This window comes from endosymbiont of Ridgeia piscesae (genome assembly GCF_001443665.1).
In the GTDB taxonomy this organism is placed as follows: Bacteria; Pseudomonadota; Gammaproteobacteria; order Chromatiales; family Chromatiaceae; genus Endoriftia; species Endoriftia persephonae.
Map to the genome: position 1 here is coordinate 13632 of NZ_KQ557143.1, position 22374 is coordinate 36005.

The following is a 22374-nucleotide window of genomic DNA, read 5'->3' on the forward strand; positions in this document are numbered from 1 at the left end:
GGCCTGCTCACTTCTCAACGAGGATGCCCATATACATGTTTGGATGAATTGCACACTCGACAGGGACCTTGCCTGCTTTGTCGAACACGACGCTGCGGAACTCGCCCTTTGGATAGGAACCCAGATCGAATGTTTTTAGATCGGAGAGGCTGTAGACATTGTGGAAGAAAGGATCCTGGTTGGTGAATTTGACACTGTCACCAACCTTGATACGCAACTCCTTTGCGGTAAATGCTTTGTTTTTCTGGCCCACTTCGTGCTCTGCCGCGACTGCGGGCAGGGTGTTGATCAGCAATATGGTGGCAATGGGCAGGACGAATTTTTTCATCGTGTGTTCCTTTTGCGAATGGGTTGTTTTTGCTGTCTGGGGCTCAGTGGCCCCAGGCTTTATCTGTGTACTATTCAAGCGGTAGAAGCGGCAGTTTGAAGGGTTTCTGCGGGGTGGTTAGCGCCTTCATGAAGGCAACGATCGCCTCCATTTCCTGCTGGTTCAGCTTCAAGGGTTTGATGTTGGGTGAGAGATCCTGCTTTACCTCTCCACCACGGTTATAGTGCTGCACCGCTTCCATCAGGGTGCTGGAGCTGCCATCGTGAAAGTAGGGAGCTGAGAGTTCGATGTCTCTCAGGGTCGGGGTCTTGAAAGCCCCTTTGAGGATGCGTATCGGCTTCTGTGCATAGCGCCCCATATCCGGATTCTCTTTTCCGTAGGAGGCCAGGCCCACATTGTGGAAGCCGTTATCGGTGAAGTTAGGCGCTGAGTGGCAGACTTCACAGTTGCCCTTGTCGGGATCGATAAAGAGCTTGAAGCCCTGCACCTGTTGAACGCTCATGGCGTTGGTATCCCCCTTGACCCAACGATCGAAGGCGGAGTTGTTGCTGATGATGGTGCGCTCGAAGGCGGCGATTGCCTTGCCTGCGGTGGTCGCGTTGACCGGTTCTCCCGGATAGGCTTCGGCGAAGGCTTCACGATAGCCATTGTTGTTGAGAAGTCTCTTCAGGGCGATCATGTCGGTGTTCATCTCGACCGTGGCTTCCATCGGGCCAGTGGCCTGATCCTCCAGAGATTTTTTTCGGCCATCCCACATCTGCAGGGAGTTGAATGCGGTGTTGGTGATCACCGGGGAGGCGCGGCCCAAGACCTGACTTTTGAATCCCTTGGCGGTTGGCAGCCCATCTGACCAACCGAGCATCGGACTATGACAGGTGGCGCAGGACATGTTGCCGTCGCGGCCGATGCGGGGATCAAAATAGAGTTGCTTGCCAAGTGCGATGCGCGCCGGGCTGGGTTTATTATCAGCCGGATAGGGTGGTTCGTCCGGCAGCAGCCACTTCTGCAGGCTTGGGTGGCCGGGTTGCGCAACATATTTGCTGTCGGCGCTGGCCGTGCTGATGGTGATTAGGCTGCCCAGCAACAGGCTCAGAGGCAGCAGTGTGGGTTTTACCAGCAATTGACTCAGTTTCATGTTGTTACCTTTCTTTGGTGGCGCCCTGATGAGGTGTCCGCAGGTTTAGGGGCCGTGCTACAGGGTGAATTGTCGAACGGTGGACTGCAGTTCTTCAGCGCTGTTTGTGAGACTGGAGGAGGAGGCACGTAGACTCTCTGCGTTGCTATTGGAGGATTCAGACAATTGCACGAGTTCGCCGAGAGCGGAGGTAATGCCGGAGACGGCGTTCTGTTGCTCGGTCATTAGATCCACTACTTGATGCATGACCTGTTGCAGATCACGGGCCTGCTCACTGCCCTGGCTGGAACTGGCAGCAATCTCTTGTAGGTCGTTGATGTGGTTGCGTGCATCTTTCAGGGCGGTGCCAAGAGCGCTGACGGTAGAATCGACACTGGAAGAGATGGTGTCCGCCATCTGCTGGATCTGTTCGGTGGCCTCCCGGGTATTGGTGGCGAGATGACGCACCTCATCGGCGACCACTGCAAAGCCTCGTCCATGATCCCCGGCTCGCGCCGCTTCGATGGCGGCGTTGAGGGCCAGCAGATTGGTCTGCTCCGAGATATTGTTGACGGTGCCGACCACTGAGGTGATCGTCTCCGCTGCCTGTGCCAGCTTGCGGGTAGTCTCCACCGTGCCCTCCATCTCCTGCTGAAAACGCTCGAAGGTTGTGACCATCTCCAGCATCTGATTGGCCGCTGCTGCGGCGGACTGGGCGGTGGATTGCGCGTTGTTGGCGGCCACGTTGAGCTGGGCTGTGGCATTGTCGGTGGCGGTTGAGACCACTGAGGTATCCGACTGAATACGCTGTACCCCCTGATGCAGTTTTTGTGAGACCGCAAAGGCATCCGATGCAGAGGTGTTGAGGTGCTCGGCCTCCTGTGACAGCCGCGAAGAGTTAGTGTGCAACCCGGAGATGATGTTGTGCAGTTTTTTTATGGTGGTCTGCAGTGCGCTGAGGGTCTGGCCGGTTTCATCCCTGCCATAGGCGTTCACCTTGATGCTGAGATCACCCGATGCCAGTGCATCGATGGCCTTGGCGGTGTGGAGCAGCGGCCGGGTGAGCAGATTGGCGGCGATAATGCTGATCAACAGGCCGATGCCAAAGGCAATCGCAAGTCCGATCCCGATACTGATCAGGATGGTGCGGCTCGCGGTGATGCTCTGTTGCATACCCTGTAGCAGAGTCTCGCGTTCTGTTGTCACCAGTTCGTCCGACAGACCGGCGATCTTCTTTATCGAGGCCTGGACCGACTGCATCTTGCCAAAGGCCTCCTGATCCTTGTTGGCTTTACCTAACTTGATGATCTGGATCTCTACCGGGCGGATACTCTTGAGTTCTGCGGCAAGCTCGCCCACTTTTGGCTGATCAGGCAGCTTCTGCTCCAGCAGCTGGATGTTCTCATCGAGGATGGCGGCAGCGCGGATCATGCCGATGGCATTTTTGCGGATTTGCCCTGCCTCTTCAGCTGCGATCAGCTCCGCCTTGGCGCGCGCCATATCCAAGACTGCGTTGCGGGCGTTGGTTGCCGCGTCAAGCCGCTCTAGTGCCAGGCTGACCGTGCTCTGGGTGGCGTGGTTTTGTCGATCAATGAGGAATCCGGCGATCAATGCGGTAACACCGAAGATAACGATGAATGACATAATCAGGCCGATGATCTTTGCCTTCCAGGGGATGTTGGAGAGCAATTTATCGAGTGAATTCATCGCAAGAAGCCTCAGGGATTCTGGTCGCTAAAACAGGGATCGGCTTACTTGGTTAGAACTTTAGATTCTACGGTGGAGCCGCTGATCAGCGATTCTGCGCAGGAAATGAGAGGGATAAGGGGTAGAAATTCAGACTGCGATCTTGCGGAAGCAGGCAGGATAGATGATTTCTGCGGTTGAATCGCTCGCAGTGCTGTGAGGTTCATGGCAGGGATGCGGCACCTTTTCGATAGAGATGATCTCAACCGGAAAGGGATTGGCGCTAAAAGCGCTCTGCAGCGAGGTATCCTGGAGGCTGTCGAGCACATCCCGCATGATCAGTTCCAGCGCCTGATCACTGAGAGGGGGATCAAACTCATTGTTTCGCGCCATGATAAAGCCCGCTGGTTACTGGTTGCTTGAGTTAACTCCGGTAACGGTATCGGGCGGGAATTCTTGAGCCGGGCAGGGTTGGCTCGGGAAGTGGGTTAACACGCCTGCTGAAGTATGGCGGCTGCGGCGTGGTGGTAGATCAGGCGTTCAGCTTGTCATCCAGATGGGGGCGGATCTTGCGCAGCATAGCGTTATGCACCTTGATGCCGCCGGCGATCACGTTGCCGGTTTCGAGGTAGCGCTCACCGCCGCCGATGTCAGTGACCATGCCGCCGGCCTCGCGCACCAGCAGGGCGCCAGCGGCAAAATCCCATTCGGAGAGCCCCAGTTCCCAGAATCCGTCGAGCCGGCCTGCCGCCACATAGGCGAAATCGAGCGCGGCTGAGCCGGGGCGGCGTACGCCGGCGGTATCTTCGATCAGCTCATTGAGCATCCCCATGTACTGATCGCGGAAGCGGAAGTCCCGATAGGGCAGGCCGGTGCCGAGTAGTGCGCCCTTCAGCCCCTTGCGGTTGCTGACCCGCAGCTTGCGATCATTGAGCAGTGCGCCGGAACCGCGACTGGTGGTGAACATCTCGTCGCGTAGTGGGTCGTAGATCACGCCCAGTTCCAGTCGCCCCTTGTGCTTCATCGCGATGGAGATAGCGAACTGTGGGAAGCCGTGGAGATAGTTTGTGGTGCCATCCAGCGGGTCGATCACCCATTGGTAGTCATCGCCGGCGTGCTTGCCGCTCTCCTCGGCGAGGATCGCATGGTTGGGATATTTTTCCCGCAGCACCTCGATGATCACCTGCTCCGCGTTGCGGTCGACCTCGGAGACAAACTCGTTGCGCCCTTTCTCGGAGATGTTCAGGACATCGGCCCGCTCGTAGTAGCGGAGCAGGACCTTGGATGCCTCACGGGCGGCGCGTACAGCTATGGTTACCATCGGATTCATGGGCGGCGAGGATACAGCAAGCGTGCTGGAGGATAAAGGGCAAGTGCCTCCAAGTTGGCGGCGATAGCCGGCTTTGGTAGGCTGCCGTGCCATGTTGAAAAATATTCGCATCGTGCTGGTCTCGACCAGCCATCCGGGCAATATCGGCGCGGTGGCCAGGGCAATGAAAAATATGTGCCTGAGTCGCCTCTGCCTGGTGGCGCCGAAACGTTATCCGAGTGAAGAGGCGGTGGCGCGTGCCTCCGGCGCTCAGGATCTGCTCGATGCGGCGGAGATCTTCGACGACCTGGATTCGGCTCTGCAGGGGTGTCGGCTGGTGATCGGCACCAGCGCCCGGGAGCGCTCAGTCGCTTGGTCGGTGTTGAACCCCCGCGAGTGTGGTGGCCAGGTGATCGAAGAGGCGGCGGTGGGTGAGGTGGCGCTGGTGTTTGGTCGCGAGAACTCCGGCCTGAGCAATGAGGAGCTGGATCGCTGCAACCTGTTGGTGCATATCCCCACCAATAGCGACTACAGCTCCCTCAACCTGGGCGCCGCGGTGCAGCTGCTCGCCTATGAGGTCTATCTCGCCTCGCTGGAGGAGGCGGATAAGCCGCTGCGTGCCCCCAGAGAGGTGGCCAGCGCCGAAATGCTGGAGGGCTTTCACACCCATCTTGCCCAGGCATTGGAGGATATCGGCTTCGCTGACCCGCGCCAGTCCGACAAACTGCTGCGCCGCCTGCGCGCGTTGTTCCATCGCGCCCGCCCCGACCGGGATGAGATCAATATTCTGCGTGGCATCCTCAGCGCCGCCCAGGGGCGCAAATCGATGCGCCGCTGAGGCTCCTAGGCCCAGATTCATTTAACGGCTTCTTAGAGCCCGAGTCTGTCGCAGAGCCGCAGGGTCGGTTCCGACTGGTTCATAGTATAGAAGTGGAGCCCCGGCGCGCCGCCCTCCAGCAGACGGCGGCAGAGTTCCGTGACCACCTCGAGACCGAAGGCGCGGATGCTCTCCAGGTCATCGCTAAAACCCTCTAGCCGTTTGCGGATCCAGCGCGGGATCTCGGTGCCGCAGGCATCGGAGAAACGCACCAGACTGCTGTAGTTGGTGATCGGCATGATGCCGGGGATGATCGGGATCTCAATGCCTAGCCGGCTGCACTCGTCCACGAAGCGGAAGTAGGCGTCCGGATTGTAGAAATACTGGGTGATGGCGCTGTCGGCGCCGGCATCCACCTTGCGTTTAAAGTTGGCCAGATCGGTCTCCGGGTTGGGTGCCTGAGGATGAAACTCGGGGTAGGCCGCCACCTCGATGCGGAATTGATCGCCGAAACGCTCGCGGATCAGGCTGACCAATTCGTTAGCGTAGTTGAGCTCCCCCAAGGCGCCAAGACCGGCGCCGGAGGGTAGATCGCCGCGTAGTGCGACGATGCGGTTTACCCCCTGATCCCGGTAGTGCTGCAGGATCGCCACCGTCTCCTCGACGCTGGCGCCGATGCAGGAGAGGTGGGGGGCGGTCTCTATGCCCTGTTCGCGCAGCCAGTCGACGCTGGCAAAGGTACGCTCCTGGGTGGAACCGCCGGCCCCGTAGGTGACAGAGAAGTACTCAGGTTTGGCCTGGTTGAGCTGGCTGATAGTGCGCTTGAGGTTTTCGAAACCCTGCTCCGTCTTGGGCGGGAAGAGTTCGAAACTGATCGATGGCGCTGTTTTTGTCTGGGATGTCATCGATGACTCCTGCCAAACAGCGACGTCCCGGCCCGCTCCCACCGCTGTGAAACGGGGTGAGATGGTCCGGGATGTCGCCTATCGGATTGAAGGATCAGTAGCGGTAGTGATCGGCCTTGTAGGGACCTTCCACGGGAACGCCGATGTAGTCGGCCTGCTCCTGGGTCAGCACGGTCAGCTTGGCGCCGATCTTATCCAGATGCAGACGGGCCACCTCTTCGTCCAGCTTCTTCGGCAGGATGTAGACGCCGATCGGGTACTCTTCGGGCTTGGTGAACAGCTCGATCTGCGCCAGCACTTGGTTGGTGAAGGAGTTGGACATGACAAAGCTGGGGTGGCCGGTGGCGCAGCCCAGGTTCACCAGGCGGCCCTCGGCCAGCATGATAATGCGTTTACCGTCAGGGAAGATGATGTGGTCGACCTGAGGCTTAATGTTCTCCCACTCATACTTCTGTACGCCGGCGATGTCGATCTCATTGTCGAAGTGGCCGATGTTGCAGACGATGGCCTGATCCTTCATGGCGGCCATATGGTCGTGGGTGATGATGTCCTTGTTGCCGGTGGTGGTGACGTAGATGTCGGCCACCGGCAGCGCATCTTCTATGGTGACCACCCGGTAGCCTTCCATCGCCGCCTGCAGGGCGCAGATCGGATCGATCTCGGTGATCCAGACGTTGGCGCCGAGACCGCGCAGGGACTGGGCCGAGCCCTTGCCCACGTCGCCGTAGCCGCAGACCACCGCGACCTTGCCGGCGATCATCACGTCGGTGGCGCGCTTGATGCCGTCCACCAGTGACTCGCGGCAGCCGTAGAGGTTGTCGAACTTGGACTTGGTGACTGAGTCGTTGACGTTCATACCGGGGAACAGCAGTTCACCTGCTTCGACCATCTGGTAGAGACGATGCACGCCGGTGGTGGTCTCTTCGGTGACGCCCTTGATCGATTCGGCCATGCGGTTGTAGCGGGTCGGGTCTTCTGCCAGTGAGCGCTTTAGTACGCTCAGGATGACCTTCCACTCGTCCGCGTCGTCATCCTTGGGCTCTGGGACGCCTTCGGCAGCGAATTTCACGCCATTGTGTACCAGCAGGGTGGCGTCGCCACCATCGTCCAGGATCATGTTGGGTTCCTGGTCGCCAGGCCAGTTGATGACCTGCTCGGTGCACCACCAGTACTCTTCCAGGGTCTCGCCCTTCCAGGCGTAGACCGGGATGCCAGCGGCGGCGATGGCGGCGGCGGCGTGGTCCTGGGTGGAGAAGATGTTGCAGGAACACCAGCGCACTTGGGCGCCGAGCTCCACCAGGGTCTCGATCAGTACTGCGGTCTGGATGGTCATGTGCAGGGAGCCGGTGATGCGGGCACCGGTCAGTGGCTTGGATTCGCCGTACTTCTCACGCAGCGCCATCAGACCTGGCATCTCGGTCTCGGCGATGCGCATCTCTTTGCGGCCCCAATCGGCCAGGGATATGTCAGCGATTTTATAGTCAGTAAACTCACTCATGGTAATCAACTCCTGAATATCGTGAGTGAGCGCGGTTTTTTTACGATTTTTGCCTTCGCTCCGAGCCTGGCGGGCGTTGTTGCCCGTTGCAGCGCTCCTCGGAGGAGAGGGTGTGTGGTTTTGAATTTTTCTGGCCGGGGTCGGAGTCGATCCGGGCGAGTAACTAGGTTAATCGTATGGTATTATCCCGTATCGACTCCGCCCCCCTTATCTTGACTGGGCCTTAAAGCCCTGCGTCGTTTTTCAGCGCCTCCGCCTTGTCGGTGTTCTCCCAGGTGAAGCCCTCGTTCTCGCGGCCGAAGTGGCCGTAGGCGGCGGTCTTGCGGTACTTGATCTGCGCTGCGTTGAGTAGGTCGAGCATCTTTAGAATGCCGTAGGGTCGCAGGTCGAAGTGTTTGTGTACCAGTTCGATGATCTTCTCGTCGGCAATCTTGCCGGTGCCGAAGGTGTCGAGCATGATCGAGGTTGGCTTGGCCACGCCGATGGCGTAGGAAACCTGGATCTCACAGCGCTCGGCGAGGCCGGCGGCGACGATGTTCTTAGCGACATAGCGGCCGGCATAGGCGGCGGAACGGTCGACCTTGGAGGGATCCTTGCCGGAGAAGGCGCCGCCGCCGTGCCGCGCCGCGCCGCCGTAGGTGTCGACAATGATCTTGCGGCCGGTGAGGCCGGCGTCACCCATCGGGCCGCCGATCACGAACTTGCCGGTGGGGTTGATGTGGATGTTGGTGTCGCTGGTCAGCAGGCCGGTGGGTTCCAGTACCGGCTTGACGATGACGTCCAGCACCGCGTCGCGAAGGGCCGCTTCGCTCAGCACATCGGCATGCTGGGTGGAGAGCACCACCGCGTCGATGCTGACTGGCTTACCATCCTTGTAGTGGAAGCTGACCTGGCTCTTGGCATCGGGGCGCAGCCAGTCGAGTTCGCCGCTCTTGCGCACCTCCGACTGGCGCTCCACCAGGCGGTGGGCGTACTGGATCGGGGCCGGCATCAGCACGTCGGTCTCGTTGGTGGCATAGCCGAACATGATGCCCTGGTCGCCGGCGCCCTGGTCCTCGGGGCGGGAGCGGTCGACGCCCTGGTTGATGTCGGGGGACTGCACGCCGATGGCGGTCATCACTGCGCAGGTCTCCCAGTCGAAACCCATCTCGGAGCTGTTGTAGCCGATCTCCTTGATAGTCTGGCGCATGATCGCTTCGTAATCGGGCTTGGCGGTAGTGGTGATCTCGCCAGCGATCATCACCATGCCGGTCTTAAACAGGGTCTCACAGGCGACTCGGGCGTGGGGGTCTTCTGCCAGGATGGCGTCGAGGATGGCATCCGATACCTGATCGGACATTTTGTCGGGGTGCCCCTCTGAGACAGATTCGGAGGTGAAGATATATTCACTGGCCATGGTATTTATTTCCGTGCTTGGTCCTTCGGGGGAAGGTGAAAGAAATGCTGGACCCGCGCCTAGGTAGTGTGGCTATCCCTGGTCAAAGGCGGCGATTTTACACCTGGTTTTGCTTTTTGCATAATGCCGGCCGGAATTTCAATCAACTACTCATAGGGTTGCAAGAGCATGGTGTCACTGCAAACGCCGGTATGTGATTTTGGTCACGGGGCGCCCGAATTCAGTTTGCCTGGTGTCGATGGCAGAGTATGGTCGCTCGGCGAATGCCGGGGTGAGAAGGGCCTTCTGGTCATGTTCATCTGCAATCACTGCCCCTATGTGAAGGCGATCCGCGACCGCATCGTGCGCGACGCCAGGGAGCTGAAGAGTCTGGATGTGAATTCGGTGGCGATTATGTCGAACGATCCCAGCGAATATCCGGAGGACTCTTTTGAGAATATGCAGCGTGTCGCGGAGGAGTTCGACTTCCCTTTTCCCTATCTGCTAGACCAGACCCAGGCGGTGGCCAAGGCCTATGGTGCGGTCTGCACCCCGGATTTCTTTGGCTACAACGCCAGCCTTGAGTTGCAGTATCGCGGGCGTCTTGATGAAAGCCGCAAACAGGCGGCGGCAGCTGATGTGCGGCGCGACTTGTTTGAGGCGATGAAGCAGGTGGCGGAGACTGCCCAGGGTCCACAGCAGCAGATCCCGAGCATGGGGTGCTCGATCAAGTGGCTTGACGAGTGATTTCCGGGACAGGACGGTTTGTTGACTGGAGGTCGACATAAAAAACCAATAATGAGTATTGGAGTTTTCATCAGCATTCTTTATCGCACCTATAAGGGCTTCTTCTTTGCCCAGACATTTTTGTTGGGGCAGAATAGCTCACCTTTTGTCCGCGGCTGGCATCTGCAGGCTCGATTTTGAGAGCCAGACAGCGGCGAGATGGATACCCCCGTTTCAGGATGGCGGAGATGCCGCCGTTTTCGGGCTGCAGGCCGGGGCATTACCCTCTGGCAGAGTCCCGAGCAAACCGATAGATAAGATTTGTACATCTAAATCAGGAGTGATCAATGTCCTCACGCAGAGAACTCGCCAATGCCATCCGCGCTTTGAGCATGGATGCCGTGCAGAAAGCCAACTCCGGCCATCCCGGTGCGCCCATGGGTATGGCGGACATCGCCGAAGTCCTATGGAACGGCCACATGAAGCACAATCCGGCCAACCCGGACTGGGCCGACCGCGACCGTTTCATCCTTTCCAACGGTCACGGCTCGATGCTGATCTACTCCCTGCTGCATCTGACCGGCTACGACCTCAGCATGGATGACCTAAAGAACTTCCGTCAGTTGCACGCCAAAACTCCGGGGCATCCCGAGTACGGTTACGCTCCCGGCGTTGAGACTACCACCGGTCCCTTGGGTCAGGGCATTACCAATGGCGTGGGCATGGCGCTGGCCGAGAAGACCCTGGCGGCCCAGTTCAATCGTCGCGGCCACGAGATCGTCGATCATCACACTTACGTCTTCATGGGCGACGGCTGCATGATGGAAGGTATCTCGCACGAAGCCTGCTCCCTGGCCGGCACTCTGGGTCTGGGCAAGCTGATCGCCTTTTGGGACGACAACGGCATCACCATCGACGGTCACGTCGAAGGCTGGTTCACTGACGATACCCCCAAGCGTTTCGAGGCTTACGGCTGGCACGTCATCCCTGGTGTCGATGGTCACGATGCAGACGCCCTGAACGCGGCGATCGAAGCGGCCAAGGCGGTTAGCGATAAGCCGACCCTGATCTGCTGCAAGACCACCATCGGTTTCGGTTCTCCGAACCTGGCCGGTACCCACGACTGCCACGGTGCGCCGCTGGGTGATGATGAGATCAAGCTGACCCGCGAGCAGCTGGACTGGAATTACGGTCCATTCGAGATACCCGAAGATATCTATGCCGGTTGGGACGCGAAGGATGCTGGTGCAGCCGCCGAGTCTGCCTGGAACGAGAAGTTCGCTGCTTACGAGGCCGCACATCCCGAGCTGGCCGCCGAGTTCAAGCGCCGCATGGCCGGCGAACTGCCTGCCAACTGGGAAGAGGAATCCAACAAGTTCATCGCTTCCGTCAATGCGGCGGCTGAGTCCCCTGCGACTCGCAAGGCCTCCCAGAACACCCTCAACGGTTACGGTCCGCTGCTGCCTGAGTTCCTTGGTGGTTCTGCCGACCTGACCCCCTCCAATTTGACCTCCTGGTCCGGTTGCAAGGCAATCACTGAGGGTCACGCCGACGGCAACTACATCTCCTACGGTGTGCGCGAATTCGGTATGTCCGCCATCATGAACGGTGCCACTTTGCACGGCGGTTTTATCCCCTATGGCGCCACCTTCCTGATGTTCTCCGAGTATGCTCGCAATGCCCTGCGCATGGCGGCGCTGATGAAGATTCAGTCGATCTTCGTCTACACTCACGACTCCATCGGACTGGGTGAGGACGGCCCGACCCATCAGCCAGTCGAGCAAATTCCGACCCTGCGCATGATCCCCAATATGAATACCTGGCGTCCTGCCGATGCGGTCGAGACCGCAGTGGCCTGGAAGTGCGCGGTAGAGAAGAAGGATGGCCCCTCCACCCTGATCTTCTCCCGTCAGAATCTGCAGCACCAGAAACGTAGCGACGCGCAGATCGCCGACATTGCCAAGGGCGGCTACGTCCTGGTCGACTGCGACGGTACTCCAGATGTAATCGTCATCGCCACTGGTTCTGAAGTCGATCTGGCGGTCAAGGCTGCGGCCGAGTCCGACAAGAAGGTGCGCGTGGTCTCCATGCCCTGCACCAACGCCTTCGATGCCCAGGACGCGGACTACAAAGAGTCCGTGCTGCCGGCTGCCTGCACCTCCCGCGTGGCAGTCGAGGCCGCGGTCACTGATAGCTGGTACAAATACGTCGGTTTGAACGGCAAGGTGATCGGTGTTGATCGTTTCGGTGAGTCCGCACCGGCGGGTCAGCTCTTCAAAGAGTTCGGCTTCACCGTGGAAAACGTTGTCGCAGCGATCAACGAAGTTTCCGCCTAAGGCATTGCAACGGACGCCGCGAGGCGTCCGTTAAGCAGATCAATTAACGACAAAATATTACGTTTTAACGGAGAATCAAACATGACTATCAAAGTAGGTATTAATGGTTTCGGTCGTATCGGCCGCATGGCTTTCCGCGCAATCGCTAAGGATTTCGCTGGTGACATCGAAGTCGTTGGTATCAACGACCTGCTGGACGCTGACTATCTCGCATACATGCTGAAGTACGACTCCGTACATGGTAACTTCGATGGCGACATCGCCGTAGACGGCAGCAACCTGGTTGTTAACGGTAAGAACATCCGTTTGACCGCTGAGCGTGATCCGGCCAACTTGGCCTGGGGCGACATCGGCGCCGATCTGGTTATCGAGTGCACCGGCTTCTTCCTGACCGAAGAGACCTGCCAGAAGCACATCGACGCAGGCGCCAAGAAGGTTGTCATGTCTGCGCCTTCCAAAGACGGCACCCCCATGTTTGTACACGGTGTTAACCACGAGACCTACGAAGGCCAGGCCATCGTTTCCGCGGCTTCCTGCACCACCAACTGCCTGGCACCTGTCGCCAAGGTCCTGAACGACAAGTGGGGCATCAAGCGTGGCCTGATGACCACCGTTCACGCTGCAACCGCTACCCAGAAGACCGTTGACGGTCCTTCCATGAAAGATTGGCGTGGTGGCCGTGGTATCCTGGAAAACATCATCCCGTCTTCCACCGGTGCTGCCAAAGCTGTGGGTGTTGTACTGCCTGAGCTGAACGGCAAACTGACCGGTATGGCCTTCCGCGTACCGACCTCTGATGTTTCTGTAGTCGACCTGACTGTTGAGCTGGAAAAAGATGCGTCTTACGACGACATCTGTGCAGCCATGAAGGAAGCCTCCGAATCTGGTCCGATGAGCGAGACTCTGGGTTACACCGACGAGAAGGTTGTTTCCACCGACTTCCGCGGATGCGGTAACTCGTCCATCTTCGATGCAGGTGCTGGCATCGCACTGGATGGCACCTTCATCAAGGTGGTTTCCTGGTACGACAACGAGTACGGCTACACCTGCAACATGTTGCGCTTTGTGAAGCACGTATCGGCGTAACTGATCGCCTTGTCCAGCCTTCGGCTAGCAGTGGGTACACAATTTGCTGCTAGCCGATAGGTTGGGTTGAGTATGGCGAACCCCAACAGATTGTTGTTGCGGGGTTTCGTTTACTCGACCCAACCTACTCTGGCTGTTCGTTAAGCGACTTCTCGGCTGAGAGGTGGTTTACCAAACAGTCATATCTTTTAGAACACTTATGAAGGAGTTGATCATGGCTTTCATCAAGCTCACCGATCTCGATCTTGCCGGCAAGCGCGTTCTTATCCGTGCTGACCTGAACGTTCCTGTCAAAGACGGCAAGGTCACCTCCGACGCCCGCATCACTGCCTCTATGCCGACTATCGAACACTGTGTCAAGGCTGGCGCCAAGGTGCAGGTTATGTCGCACCGTGGGCGTCCGGAAGAGGGCAAGGCCGACGATGAAAACTCCATGCAGCCGATCGCTGAAGACATGTCTGCTAAGCTGGGCACAAGCGTGCGCCTGGTGAAGGATTATCTGGAGAACACTCCTGAAGTGGCGGACGGCGAAGTCGTGCTGTTCGAGAACGTGCGTTTCAACGCCGGTGAGAAGAAGGACAACGAAGAGCTGGCTAAGAAGTACGCAGCTCTGTGCGACGTCTTCGTGATGGATGCCTTCGGTACCGCACATCGCGCCCAGGCCTCTACCCACGGTGTCGGCAAATTCGCCCCCACCGCTTGCGCCGGCCTGCTGCTGGCCAGCGAATTGGATAACCTGGCCAAGGCGCTGGCCAATCCGGCCCGCCCGATGGTCGCCATTGTTGGTGGCTCCAAAGTCTCCACCAAGTTGACGGTGTTGGAGGCCCTCTCCGAGAAGGTTGATCAGCTAGTGGTCGGTGGTGGTATCGCCAACACCTTCCTCAAGGCGATGGGCAACAATGTCGGCAAGTCTCTTTGTGAAGACGACCTGGTTGATACCGCCAAGGCCCTGGTGGAGAAGATGACGGCCCGTGGTGCCAATATCCCGATCGCCACCGATGTGGTCTGCGGCAAGAATTTTGCGGAAGCCGAGCCGGCTGTGTTGAAAGCAGCAGGGGATGTGGAAGACGACGACATGATCTTCGATATCGGCCCCGACTCCGCCAAGGAGCTGGCCGACATCATCGCCAAGGCGGGCACCGTGGTGTGGAATGGCCCCGTGGGTGTGTTTGAATTCGATCAGTTTGGTGAGGGTACCAAGACTATCGCCATGGCCATTGCCGATTCCGACTGCTTCAGTTTGGCTGGTGGCGGCGACACGATTGCTGCTATCCAGAAATATGACATCTACGATAAAGTCACCTATATCTCCACCGCCGGCGGCGCCTTCCTCGAGTATCTTGAAGGCAAGACCCTGCCTGCTGTGGCGATGCTTGAAGAGTGTGCCAAGGGCTGATCTCTGGTAGGAGCGGCGCCTTGCGCCGCGATTTATACTACTCTTCGCGCCAAGGGGCGACGCTCCTACAACTGAGTTAAATATGCCAAGACGTACAAAGATCGTTGCAACCCTGGGCCCGGCCACAGACGACCCCAAGGTAATGGACAAACTAATCCATGCCGGGGTGGATGTGGTTCGCCTCAACCTCTCCCATGATCCTCATGATCAGCAGCGTGAGCGTGCTGAGCGCATCCGTGATCGTTCCCGCGCCAGTGGCCGTCAGGTCGGTGTGCTGTGCGACCTGCAGGGGCCGAAGATACGTATCGGGCGCTTCAAATCCGACTTCGTGATGCTGGAAGAGGATGGCGCGTTCATCCTCGATGCCGAATGCCCACTCACCGATGGCGATGATGAGCGTGTTGGTCTGACCTATCCGGATCTGATCAACGACGTCGCTCGCGGCGATACCCTGCTGCTGGATGATGGGGCCATTGTGCTCTGGATCGCCGAAGTGGAGGGCAAGCAGGTCCACTGTAAAGTGGTGGTCGGTGGTAAGCTCTCCAACAATAAGGGCATCAACAAGCAGGGTGGGGGGCTCTCCGCACCGGCCCTCACCGAGAAAGACAAGCAAGACATCAAGTTCGCTGCCGAGATCGATGCGGATTATCTTGCCGTCTCTTTCGTGCGCTGCGCGGATGACGTGCGCGAGGCGCGTCGCCTGCTGAAGGAGGCCGGTGGTGACGGGGGTATTGTCGCCAAGATCGAGCGGGCCGAAGCGCTGGATGTCATAGAAGAGATCATCGAGGCCTCGGATGCGATCATGGTGGCGCGTGGCGACCTGGGTGTGGAGATCGGCGATGCCGAGCTTCCAGCGGTTCAGAAAGAGCTGATCAGGACGGCACGGCGCATGAATAGCGTGGTGATCACCGCCACCCAGATGATGCAGTCGATGATCGAAAGTCCGATCCCGACCCGCGCCGAGGTGTTCGACGTGGCCAATGCGGTGCTTGATGGCACCGATGCAGTGATGCTCTCAGCCGAGACCTCGGTGGGCAAATATCCCCATAAAGTGGTTGAGGCCATGGATCGAGTCTGCATCGAGGCGGAAAAACAGGCCTCCGTGAAGCGCTCGAAACACCGCATCGATTCGGTGTTTGGTCGGGTCGATGAGGCGATTGCCATGGCCAGCATGTACACCGCCAACCATCTCGGGGTGAAGGCGATTGCAGCGCTTACCGAGTCTGGTTCCACCCCGCAATGGATGTCGCGCATCAGCTCTGGTATCCCGATCTACGCGCTGACCCGCAATGTGAAGACTCGTCGAAAAGTAACCCTGTTCCGCGGTGTCTATCCGGTCAGCTTCGACGTCGCCAGCACCGACTACAACCAGGTCAATGAAGAAGTGATCGACGAACTACTGCGTCGCGGCGAGGTGCGTGATAATGACTTGGTGCTGATCACCAAGGGCGATCGTTCCGGTGTGGAGGGGCAGACCAACATCATGAAGATCATGCGGGTCGGCGAACACATGCGCTATCGGGGTGATTGAGCAGAGCACGAGCTCCAAGAAAGAATTTAAAGCTCGGAACGGCAGGCTGTTGCTAGCTTCTGTTCCGGCGATCCAATGGACGGTTTTTTGGTTTTGACACTACAGATTAGGAGGCAATCATGGCCCTGATTTCCCTGCGCCAGCTTCTCGACCACGCTGCCGAGAACGGCTACGGACTTCCGGCGTTTAACGTCAACAACATGGAACAGGTGCACGCTATCATGCAGGCCGCTGACGCGGTTGACAGCCCTGTTATCCTGCAGGGCTCTGCTGGTGCCCGCTCCTACGCAGGTGAGCCATTCCTGCGCCACTTGATCGAGGCGGCGATCGAGATGTATCCACACATCCCGGTCTGCATGCACCAGGACCATGGCGCATCCCCGGATATCTGCCTGCGCTCGATCCAGTCCGGTTTCAGCTCGGTGATGATGGATGGCTCGTTGATGGCCGATGGCAAGACCCCTTCCTCCTTCGAATACAACGTCGATGTCACCAAACAGGTGGTGCAGATGGCCCACGCCGGCGGCGTTTCCGTCGAAGGTGAGCTGGGCTGCCTGGGCTCTCTGGAGACCGGTGAGATGGGTGAGGAAGATGGCCACGGAGCCGAGGGCAAGCTGGACATGGATCAGCTGCTGACCGGTGTTGAAGAGGCTGCGGATTTCGTCAAGCAGACCGGCGTGGATGCTCTGGCCATCGCCATCGGCACCTCCCACGGCGCTTACAAGTTCACCCAGGAGCCCACCGGTGAGATCCTGCGTATCGATCGCATCAAAGAGATCCACGCACGCATTCCCAACACCCACCTGGTGATGCACGGTTCTTCCTCAGTGCCCCAGGAGTGGCTGAAGATCATCAACGACTACGGCGGTGACATGGGCCAGACCTATGGCGTACCGGTTGGAGAGATCGTCGAGGGCATCAAGTCCGGCGTGCGTAAGGTCAACATCGACACCGATCTGCGCATGGCCTCCACCGGCTCCGTTCGCCGTCACCTGGCGGAGAACAAGAGCAACTTCGATCCGCGTAAGTTCCTCAAAGAGGCGACCAAGGCGATGTCCGATATCTGCAAGAGCCGCTACGAAGCATTTGGTTCTGCCGGCATGGCCTCCAAGATCACCCCGATCTCCCTGGAGAAGATGTTCGAAAGGTATGCAACAGGCGAGCTTGATCCCAAGATCAGCTGATTGGCCGCAGCATACTAAAAAAAGGGGCCTTAGGGCCCCTTTTTTTATCACCTGATTTTGCTTCAGGCAGCCTTATTGCTGGGATTCAACGGGGGGAGGGGATCAGTCCGGAGCGCGAGAGAAAGTCTTTCAGTTTGTTGGGGTTGAACCCGGTAAGCTGCTGCTCTCCCACCACAAACATGGGGACGCTACGCCCGCCAATACTGAAGAATTTCTTCTGGATCTTGTTTGGTTTCCCAACATCAAAGTCGAGAAAGGGGACGCCGTGCTGCTTCAACCAGGCTTTGGCCTGTCTGCAGTGCTTGCACTGCTGGGTAGTGTAGATCACGACCTTTGCTGTTTTTTCTTCTTGGCCATTCATGTGCAAGGCAGTTACCGTATGTTCTCTGTCCTGTGGTAAGTGGGCGTAACAAATGTTACGCCCCACGCTAGCTGACGACTTAGTTTCCTGTCAACTGTCGTTCCGCCTCGCGGTATTTTTCGGCAGTTTTGTTGATGATCTCGGCGGGCAGTTCCGGGGCGGGCGGGGTCTTGTCCCAATCCAGGGTTTCCAGATAGTCTCGCACAAACTGTTTGTCGAAGCTCGGTGGGCTGATTCCCGGTCGGTATTGATCGGCCGGCCAGAAACGGGATGAGTCAGGGGTGAGCGCCTCATCGATCAGGTGTACCACACCGTTATCGTCCAGCCCGAACTCGAACTTGGTATCGGCGATGATGATGCCTTTGCCTTGCGCATACTCCGCCGCCTCGGTGTAGATGTGCAGACTGAGATCGCGCACCTGCTCTGCGAGTTCACCGCCGAGCAGTTCGACGGTCTTGTCGAAGCTGATGTTCTCGTCGTGTTCACCAACTGCGGCTTTGGTGGAGGGAGTGTAGATCGCCTCTGGCAGCTTGTCGGCCTGCTGTAGCCCCTGCGGTAGCTGGATGCCACAGACAGCACCGCTGCGCTGGTAATCCTTCCAGCCGGAGCCGATCAGATAGCCGCGCACTATGGCCTCCACCGGCAGTGGTTTGAGGCGGCGTACCAGTAGTGCCCGGTCACCCAGTGCGGCTCGCTGGTTGGCATCGGTGATGATGCTGCTGAGCGGCAGGTCGGAGAGGTGGTTTGGTACCAGCGCTTCGGTGCGCTTGAACCAGAAGTTGGAGACCCGGGTCAGTACCTCGCCCTTGCCGGGGATCGGCTGCGGCAGGACCACATCGAATGCCGAGAGACGATCGGTGGTGACGATCAGCAGATGATGGCTGTCGACTTCGTAGATGTCCCTGACTTTGCCGCGATTGAGCAGATGCAAACCGGGGATTTCGGATTGGAATAGGGTGTTAGCAGTTTTGATCATAGCGATTGCCGTGGATACAAATCGGCATTATAACCGGATTTTTCGTCGGGCAGCCTGCAAAAAACCCACTGCTTGGATGATAAGCGGCTGTATAAACGCAACTCCTGACTGATGGCCTGATAGGGCCGCATCCAGATCGCATCGCGCAGCGTATAGCTGGGAGAGGAGAGAGAACTTGAGAGGATCGCTCACATGACAGAACAACAGCACTATCTGGTGGCATTTCGTGGCAGCTTTACCTCGGCACTTCGTTGGCACCATCTGGATGACCTGTGGGGTGTGTTGAGGGAAGATGCCGAAGGCGGCTGGTATGTCTATGCGGTCGGCGAGACGCCGCCCAGTACGGTGCTGGATAGTGCTGCATTCAACCGCTTCATCAGCGAGATCGACACCCTGCTGCGGGAAGAGCATAAGGAGAACTACTGTGGCATCGTCTATGCGGATGATCTCAGGCAGCCCAGCTTCGTCAAGATCTACGACCCGAACAACCTGGGGGTCTCCTGCGGTTACAGTGACAACCCCCCTCTACCGGGTTGGGTGCTGAGCAAAATTCCGCCGGTGGATCTACCGGCAACCCAGCAGCTGCCGAATAATCGCAAACGCTGGTGGAGGCGCCTGTTCAGCAGCTAATAAATCCATGATCAGGAGCCGGAAATAGTCCGGCAACGGCATGTTAGACTCCCCCTCCAATAACCATGATCACGACCACGTATTTGGGGTTTCCGGGTGAACTATGACAGAGAATAAGACAGCAGAGTTCGAGATGTCGTTGAATGACCGGCTCGATATGACCCAGAGTGTGTTGAATATGCTCGAGAGCTGGGGCCTGCGGGCGGAAGAGATGATGGCGCTGCTCAGTGTCGAAGGCAAACCCCGCCACTTCATGCGCTATCGACAGGATACCCCCTTTCCCCATACCCCGGAGCTGATGACGCGGATCGAGTACTTGGTGCGTATCGATGATGCCTTGCGCACCACCTATCCGGGCAATCCGCAGATAGGGCGGCGCTGGTTCCGTCAGGCCAATCACAAGCTAAGCCGCCGTACCCCCCTGTCAGTGATGCTGGATGGCGAGAAGGGGATGGTCAACGTGCTCTGTCACCTCGACTGCACCTTTGCCTGGGATATGAGTGGATCCCGCAACACCTCCTGTCGGACTCTCTGACGTACTGGGCTGGACGGTGTTAGGCGTGAGGCTCACGCCGCCGCAGCCAGACCTCCAGCCCCTGACTGTTGAGTTCGAGATCGAGCGCCAGCAGCGCCAGACACTGCTCCTGCGGCAGTTGGCAGCCATGCCGCTGTAGTGCTTCCAGCGCCCAGTGTTCCAGGCCAGTGCGGATCTGCGCCTGACGATCCTCCTCGCTGGCCTGCAGCGCGATCTCAACAAATGTCTCCAGCCCCTCCCGCAGCTGCGTCGCCAGCTGCTCCACCCCGGTGACCGCTCCAAAGTGAGTCAGATAGATCACCTTGGGCCTGTAGCTCAGCAGCCGATCGAGGGTGGCGTTCCATGCATCCGGGTCGAACTGCACCGGGGTGGTGGTGGGAAGCAGAAAGGCGCCTGTGTCTGTATCGAATTCCCGGTAGGAGAGACCGAAGGTATCGCCGCTGAAGAAGCCGTTGGTCTGGGAGTCGTGGATGCAGATATGGTGACGAGCGTGGCCAGGGGTGTCGAGACACTCTAGGCGGCGTCTGCCCAGCTCCAGGGTGAGTCCATCTTCAGCCTCGATCACCCGTTCCGCCGTCACCGGGATGATTTCGCCATAGAGACGCTCAAACTCCGCCTTGCCGTAGACCGCGATGGTGCCGGCGATCAGCTTGGCTGGATCGATCAGGTGGCGCGCGCCGAACGGATGCACCACCAGCTGCGCATTTGGCAGCGCCCGCATCAGCGCCCCAGCGCCCCCCGCATGGTCAAGATGCACATGGGTGGGAATGACATACTTCACCGCCTCCCGCGCCAGCCCGCGCTGCTCCAGCGCCTGCAGCAGCAGCGGCAGGGAGTGACTGGTCCCGGTGTCGACAAAGGCCGCCTCACCTTGGGATTCCAACAGATAGCAGGCAGCCAGACCGGGACGCTGATACTCGGTGTCGATCCGGACGATCTCGCCAGATAGGGTTTCGATCGGGGCAGGCTGCATCGCGGTCACCTGGGTCAAATCGGCATCAATCTCAGCGAGCCGCCGCCGGGAGCAGCTTCTGAAACTTGCGTTTTACCTTCTCCGGGAAGAGCAGCAACCAGAACATCACAAACAGTACTAGGCCGCCGGCCAAGGCGCCATAGCCCATGGCACTGACCGGCGATTCCGGCATCGCCATCTTGATCCCCAGCAGAGTCAGCAGGTAGGGCAGCGCGCACAGTAGTGGCACCCCAAAGGCGCGGTGCAGATAGCGCCAGAGCGGGATCTGCAACACCCGGCTGGCATGGATCGGCACCAGGATACCATAGGCCAGCAGCTCAGGGACCAACACTATCCAGGCGGCCCGGTCAAGGCTCCAGCCGATCGAATCCAGTATCGGAATGCCGATCGACAGAGAGGCGACAAACGCCAGTGCAGCGCGCATTGCGATATAGCCGTGCTCGTTCATTCCCATCAGGAAGCGGAAGCTGGGTTGCTGTGAGATGGGGAGGAAGAAACCGCAGCCGAGCAGCACTATCAACGGGATATTGACATAGTCACTGCCCATCCAGACCTGCATCAGCACATCGCCGAACACCACAAACGGGATCATCATGGTCAGCGCCAGGGCGGCGGCATACTTCGCCGCGGAGAACAGCAGATCCTGCAGCTCCTTGAGCTTGCCCGATTGCTGCACCGCACCCACCGTGGGCACCAGCACATGGGCGAACTTTTTCATGAAGGTCTCAACGTGGCGGATCAGCGAGAAGGGGCGGGCGAATACCGCCAGCGAAGCCGGTCCCAGATTGCTCAGCAGGAAGATGTAGACGGTCTGGATCGAGAGGATCGGCACCAGATCGGTGATAAGGGTCTTGCCGCCAAAGTTGAACATGGTCTTGGCGTGCGCCATCGACGCCAGTTTGGGTGCGATGCGCATCTCCGGGCAGACTTTGAAGACCACCGTCACCCGGGTCAGCTCCGCCATCAGGGTGACGATGAAGTAGACCATTGCGATCTCCTTCAGACCGCCGCCCAGCTTCAGTGCGATGATCATGCAGATCACGTTAAGGGTGTAGAAACCCGAGGCGATGCCGTTCTGCAGCCCCCACTTGTGGTAGCCGGTGATCACCCCGCGCGAGGTCTGTAGCGCCAGTTCGAAGCTGAAGCCGAGGCCGAGAAACAGCACCACCCACTGTGCCTCCTCGGTGTGGCCGGCCAGCTTGTCGGCGAATTGGGTTGGCAGCAGGAAGTAGAGCCCGATGACGGCAGTGGCCACCAGCAGCGCCATGCAGACCTGGATAAAGGCCACCGTGGTGACCGCACCGCGCAGCTTGTCGAACTCGCCGGCGGCACGGTAGGTGCCCACATAGCGGGTTACCGAGGAGGTGAAGCCGAGGCCGCTGATGCGCAGGTAGGAGACGATTGACCAGCCGAAGTCCCAGATGCCCAGCGCACTCTGGCCGATAGTGTCGTCGATGATGCGCGGCATGATAAAGCCGGCGATGATGAAGACCAGATGGCCGGCCCAGCTGACCAGCGTATTCTTTAGCAGCGACTGGCGTCCGGTGACGTCGCTGCCCTTTTGGGAGTTGGATTCGCTCATCGGCGGCTGGCCCTTCCTTAATTCGA

Annotated in this window: 21 protein-coding genes and 1 riboswitch; of the genes, 9 read left to right on the forward strand and 12 right to left on the reverse strand. The window is 58.7% G+C overall.

Annotated features, from left to right (window positions below):
• Positions 1–7 precede the first annotated feature (7 nt).
• The 5 genes from Ga0074115_RS12770 to Ga0074115_RS12790 form a co-directional block, all read right to left on the reverse strand.
• Positions 8–328, reverse strand: coding sequence for a methylamine utilization protein (locus Ga0074115_RS12770; RefSeq protein ID WP_057956643.1), 321 nt, complete (start codon positions 326–328; stop codon positions 8–10).
• Between the two features lie 70 nt (positions 329–398).
• Positions 399–1463, reverse strand: coding sequence for a cytochrome-c peroxidase (locus tag Ga0074115_RS12775; protein ID WP_057956644.1), 1065 nt, complete (start codon positions 1461–1463; stop codon positions 399–401).
• 57 nt (positions 1464–1520) lie between these two features.
• A complete protein-coding gene (locus tag Ga0074115_RS12780) occupies positions 1521–3149 on the reverse strand; it encodes a methyl-accepting chemotaxis protein (protein WP_057956645.1) in 1629 nt (542 codons plus the stop codon).
• A gap of 129 nt (positions 3150–3278) precedes the next feature.
• Positions 3279–3521, reverse strand: coding sequence for a hypothetical protein (locus Ga0074115_RS12785; RefSeq protein WP_057956646.1), 243 nt, complete (start codon positions 3519–3521; stop codon positions 3279–3281).
• Positions 3522–3660: 139 nt separating this feature from the next.
• Entirely contained in the window at positions 3661–4458 is a 798-nt protein-coding gene (locus tag Ga0074115_RS12790) for an inositol monophosphatase family protein (RefSeq protein WP_060528589.1), read from the reverse strand.
• Between the two features lie 91 nt (positions 4459–4549).
• Between Ga0074115_RS12790 and Ga0074115_RS12795 the strand changes: the two genes are divergently transcribed.
• Positions 4550–5275 carry an RNA methyltransferase gene (locus tag Ga0074115_RS12795; RefSeq protein WP_057956679.1) on the forward strand — a complete coding sequence of 242 codons (726 nt, stop codon included), beginning with the start codon at positions 4550–4552 and terminating at the stop codon, positions 5273–5275.
• Positions 5276–5307: 32 nt separating this feature from the next.
• Here Ga0074115_RS12795 and metF read toward each other — a convergent pair whose 3' ends face one another.
• The 3 genes from metF to metK form a co-directional block, all read right to left on the reverse strand.
• Positions 5308–6159 (reverse strand): methylenetetrahydrofolate reductase [NAD(P)H], encoded by an 852-nt coding sequence (gene metF / locus Ga0074115_RS12800; protein ID WP_057956678.1) that lies wholly within the window; start codon positions 6157–6159, stop codon positions 5308–5310.
• 94 nt (positions 6160–6253) lie between these two features.
• On the reverse strand, positions 6254–7657 hold the full coding sequence (ahcY, locus tag Ga0074115_RS12805) for an adenosylhomocysteinase (RefSeq protein WP_057956677.1): 1404 nt from the start codon (positions 7655–7657) through the stop codon (positions 6254–6256).
• A 20-nt stretch (positions 7658–7677) separates the two neighbouring features.
• A riboswitch (S-adenosyl-L-homocysteine riboswitch) is annotated at positions 7678–7763 on the reverse strand.
• 117 nt (positions 7764–7880) lie between these two features.
• Positions 7881–9053, reverse strand: coding sequence for a methionine adenosyltransferase (metK, locus tag Ga0074115_RS12810; RefSeq protein WP_057956676.1), 1173 nt, complete (start codon positions 9051–9053; stop codon positions 7881–7883).
• A 168-nt stretch (positions 9054–9221) separates the two neighbouring features.
• On the opposite strand from metK, the gene Ga0074115_RS12815 reads away from it, so the two are divergent.
• The 6 genes from Ga0074115_RS12815 to fba all read left to right on the forward strand — a co-directional run bounded on the left by Ga0074115_RS12815 (position 9222) and on the right by fba (position 17291).
• Positions 9222–9779 carry a thioredoxin family protein gene (locus Ga0074115_RS12815; protein ID WP_057956675.1) on the forward strand — a complete coding sequence of 186 codons (558 nt, stop codon included), beginning with the start codon at positions 9222–9224 and terminating at the stop codon, positions 9777–9779.
• 326 nt (positions 9780–10105) lie between these two features.
• The gene (gene tkt / locus Ga0074115_RS12820; RefSeq protein ID WP_057956674.1) at positions 10106–12094 is read left to right on the forward strand and encodes a transketolase; all 1989 of its coding nucleotides are present in this window, start codon (positions 10106–10108) and stop codon (positions 12092–12094) included.
• A gap of 81 nt (positions 12095–12175) precedes the next feature.
• On the forward strand, positions 12176–13180 hold the full coding sequence (gap, locus tag Ga0074115_RS12825) for a type I glyceraldehyde-3-phosphate dehydrogenase (RefSeq protein ID WP_005965605.1): 1005 nt from the start codon (positions 12176–12178) through the stop codon (positions 13178–13180).
• Positions 13181–13394: 214 nt separating this feature from the next.
• Entirely contained in the window at positions 13395–14576 is a 1182-nt protein-coding gene (locus Ga0074115_RS12830) for a phosphoglycerate kinase (protein ID WP_060528597.1), read from the forward strand.
• 82 nt (positions 14577–14658) lie between these two features.
• Positions 14659–16107 carry a pyruvate kinase gene (gene pyk / locus Ga0074115_RS12835; protein ID WP_057956673.1) on the forward strand — a complete coding sequence of 483 codons (1449 nt, stop codon included), beginning with the start codon at positions 14659–14661 and terminating at the stop codon, positions 16105–16107.
• Between the two features lie 119 nt (positions 16108–16226).
• Positions 16227–17291 carry a class II fructose-bisphosphate aldolase gene (fba, locus tag Ga0074115_RS12840; RefSeq protein WP_057956672.1) on the forward strand — a complete coding sequence of 355 codons (1065 nt, stop codon included), beginning with the start codon at positions 16227–16229 and terminating at the stop codon, positions 17289–17291.
• Positions 17292–17376: 85 nt separating this feature from the next.
• On the opposite strand, the gene Ga0074115_RS12845 is transcribed toward fba, so the two are convergent.
• Positions 17377–17619: a glutaredoxin family protein gene (locus tag Ga0074115_RS12845; RefSeq protein ID WP_232433094.1), complete on the reverse strand. Its 243-nt coding sequence runs from the start codon at positions 17617–17619 to the stop codon at positions 17377–17379.
• A 112-nt stretch (positions 17620–17731) separates the two neighbouring features.
• Positions 17732–18628 (reverse strand): phosphoribosylaminoimidazolesuccinocarboxamide synthase, encoded by an 897-nt coding sequence (locus Ga0074115_RS12850; protein ID WP_057956670.1) that lies wholly within the window; start codon positions 18626–18628, stop codon positions 17732–17734.
• Between the two features lie 192 nt (positions 18629–18820).
• On the opposite strand from Ga0074115_RS12850, the gene Ga0074115_RS12855 reads away from it, so the two are divergent.
• Entirely contained in the window at positions 18821–19258 is a 438-nt protein-coding gene (locus tag Ga0074115_RS12855; protein WP_005965592.1) for a hypothetical protein, read from the forward strand.
• 103 nt (positions 19259–19361) lie between these two features.
• Positions 19362–19793: an antitoxin Xre/MbcA/ParS toxin-binding domain-containing protein gene (locus Ga0074115_RS12860; RefSeq protein WP_060528590.1), complete on the forward strand. Its 432-nt coding sequence runs from the start codon at positions 19362–19364 to the stop codon at positions 19791–19793.
• 19 nt (positions 19794–19812) lie between these two features.
• Here Ga0074115_RS12860 and Ga0074115_RS12865 read toward each other — a convergent pair whose 3' ends face one another.
• Complete coding sequence (locus Ga0074115_RS12865) at positions 19813–20766, reverse strand: MBL fold metallo-hydrolase (RefSeq protein ID WP_408642718.1); 954 nt, start codon at positions 20764–20766, stop codon at positions 19813–19815.
• Between the two features lie 31 nt (positions 20767–20797).
• Positions 20798–22348 (reverse strand): lipopolysaccharide biosynthesis protein, encoded by a 1551-nt coding sequence (locus Ga0074115_RS12870; RefSeq protein ID WP_057956668.1) that lies wholly within the window; start codon positions 22346–22348, stop codon positions 20798–20800.
• Positions 22349–22374: the final 26 nt, after the last annotated feature.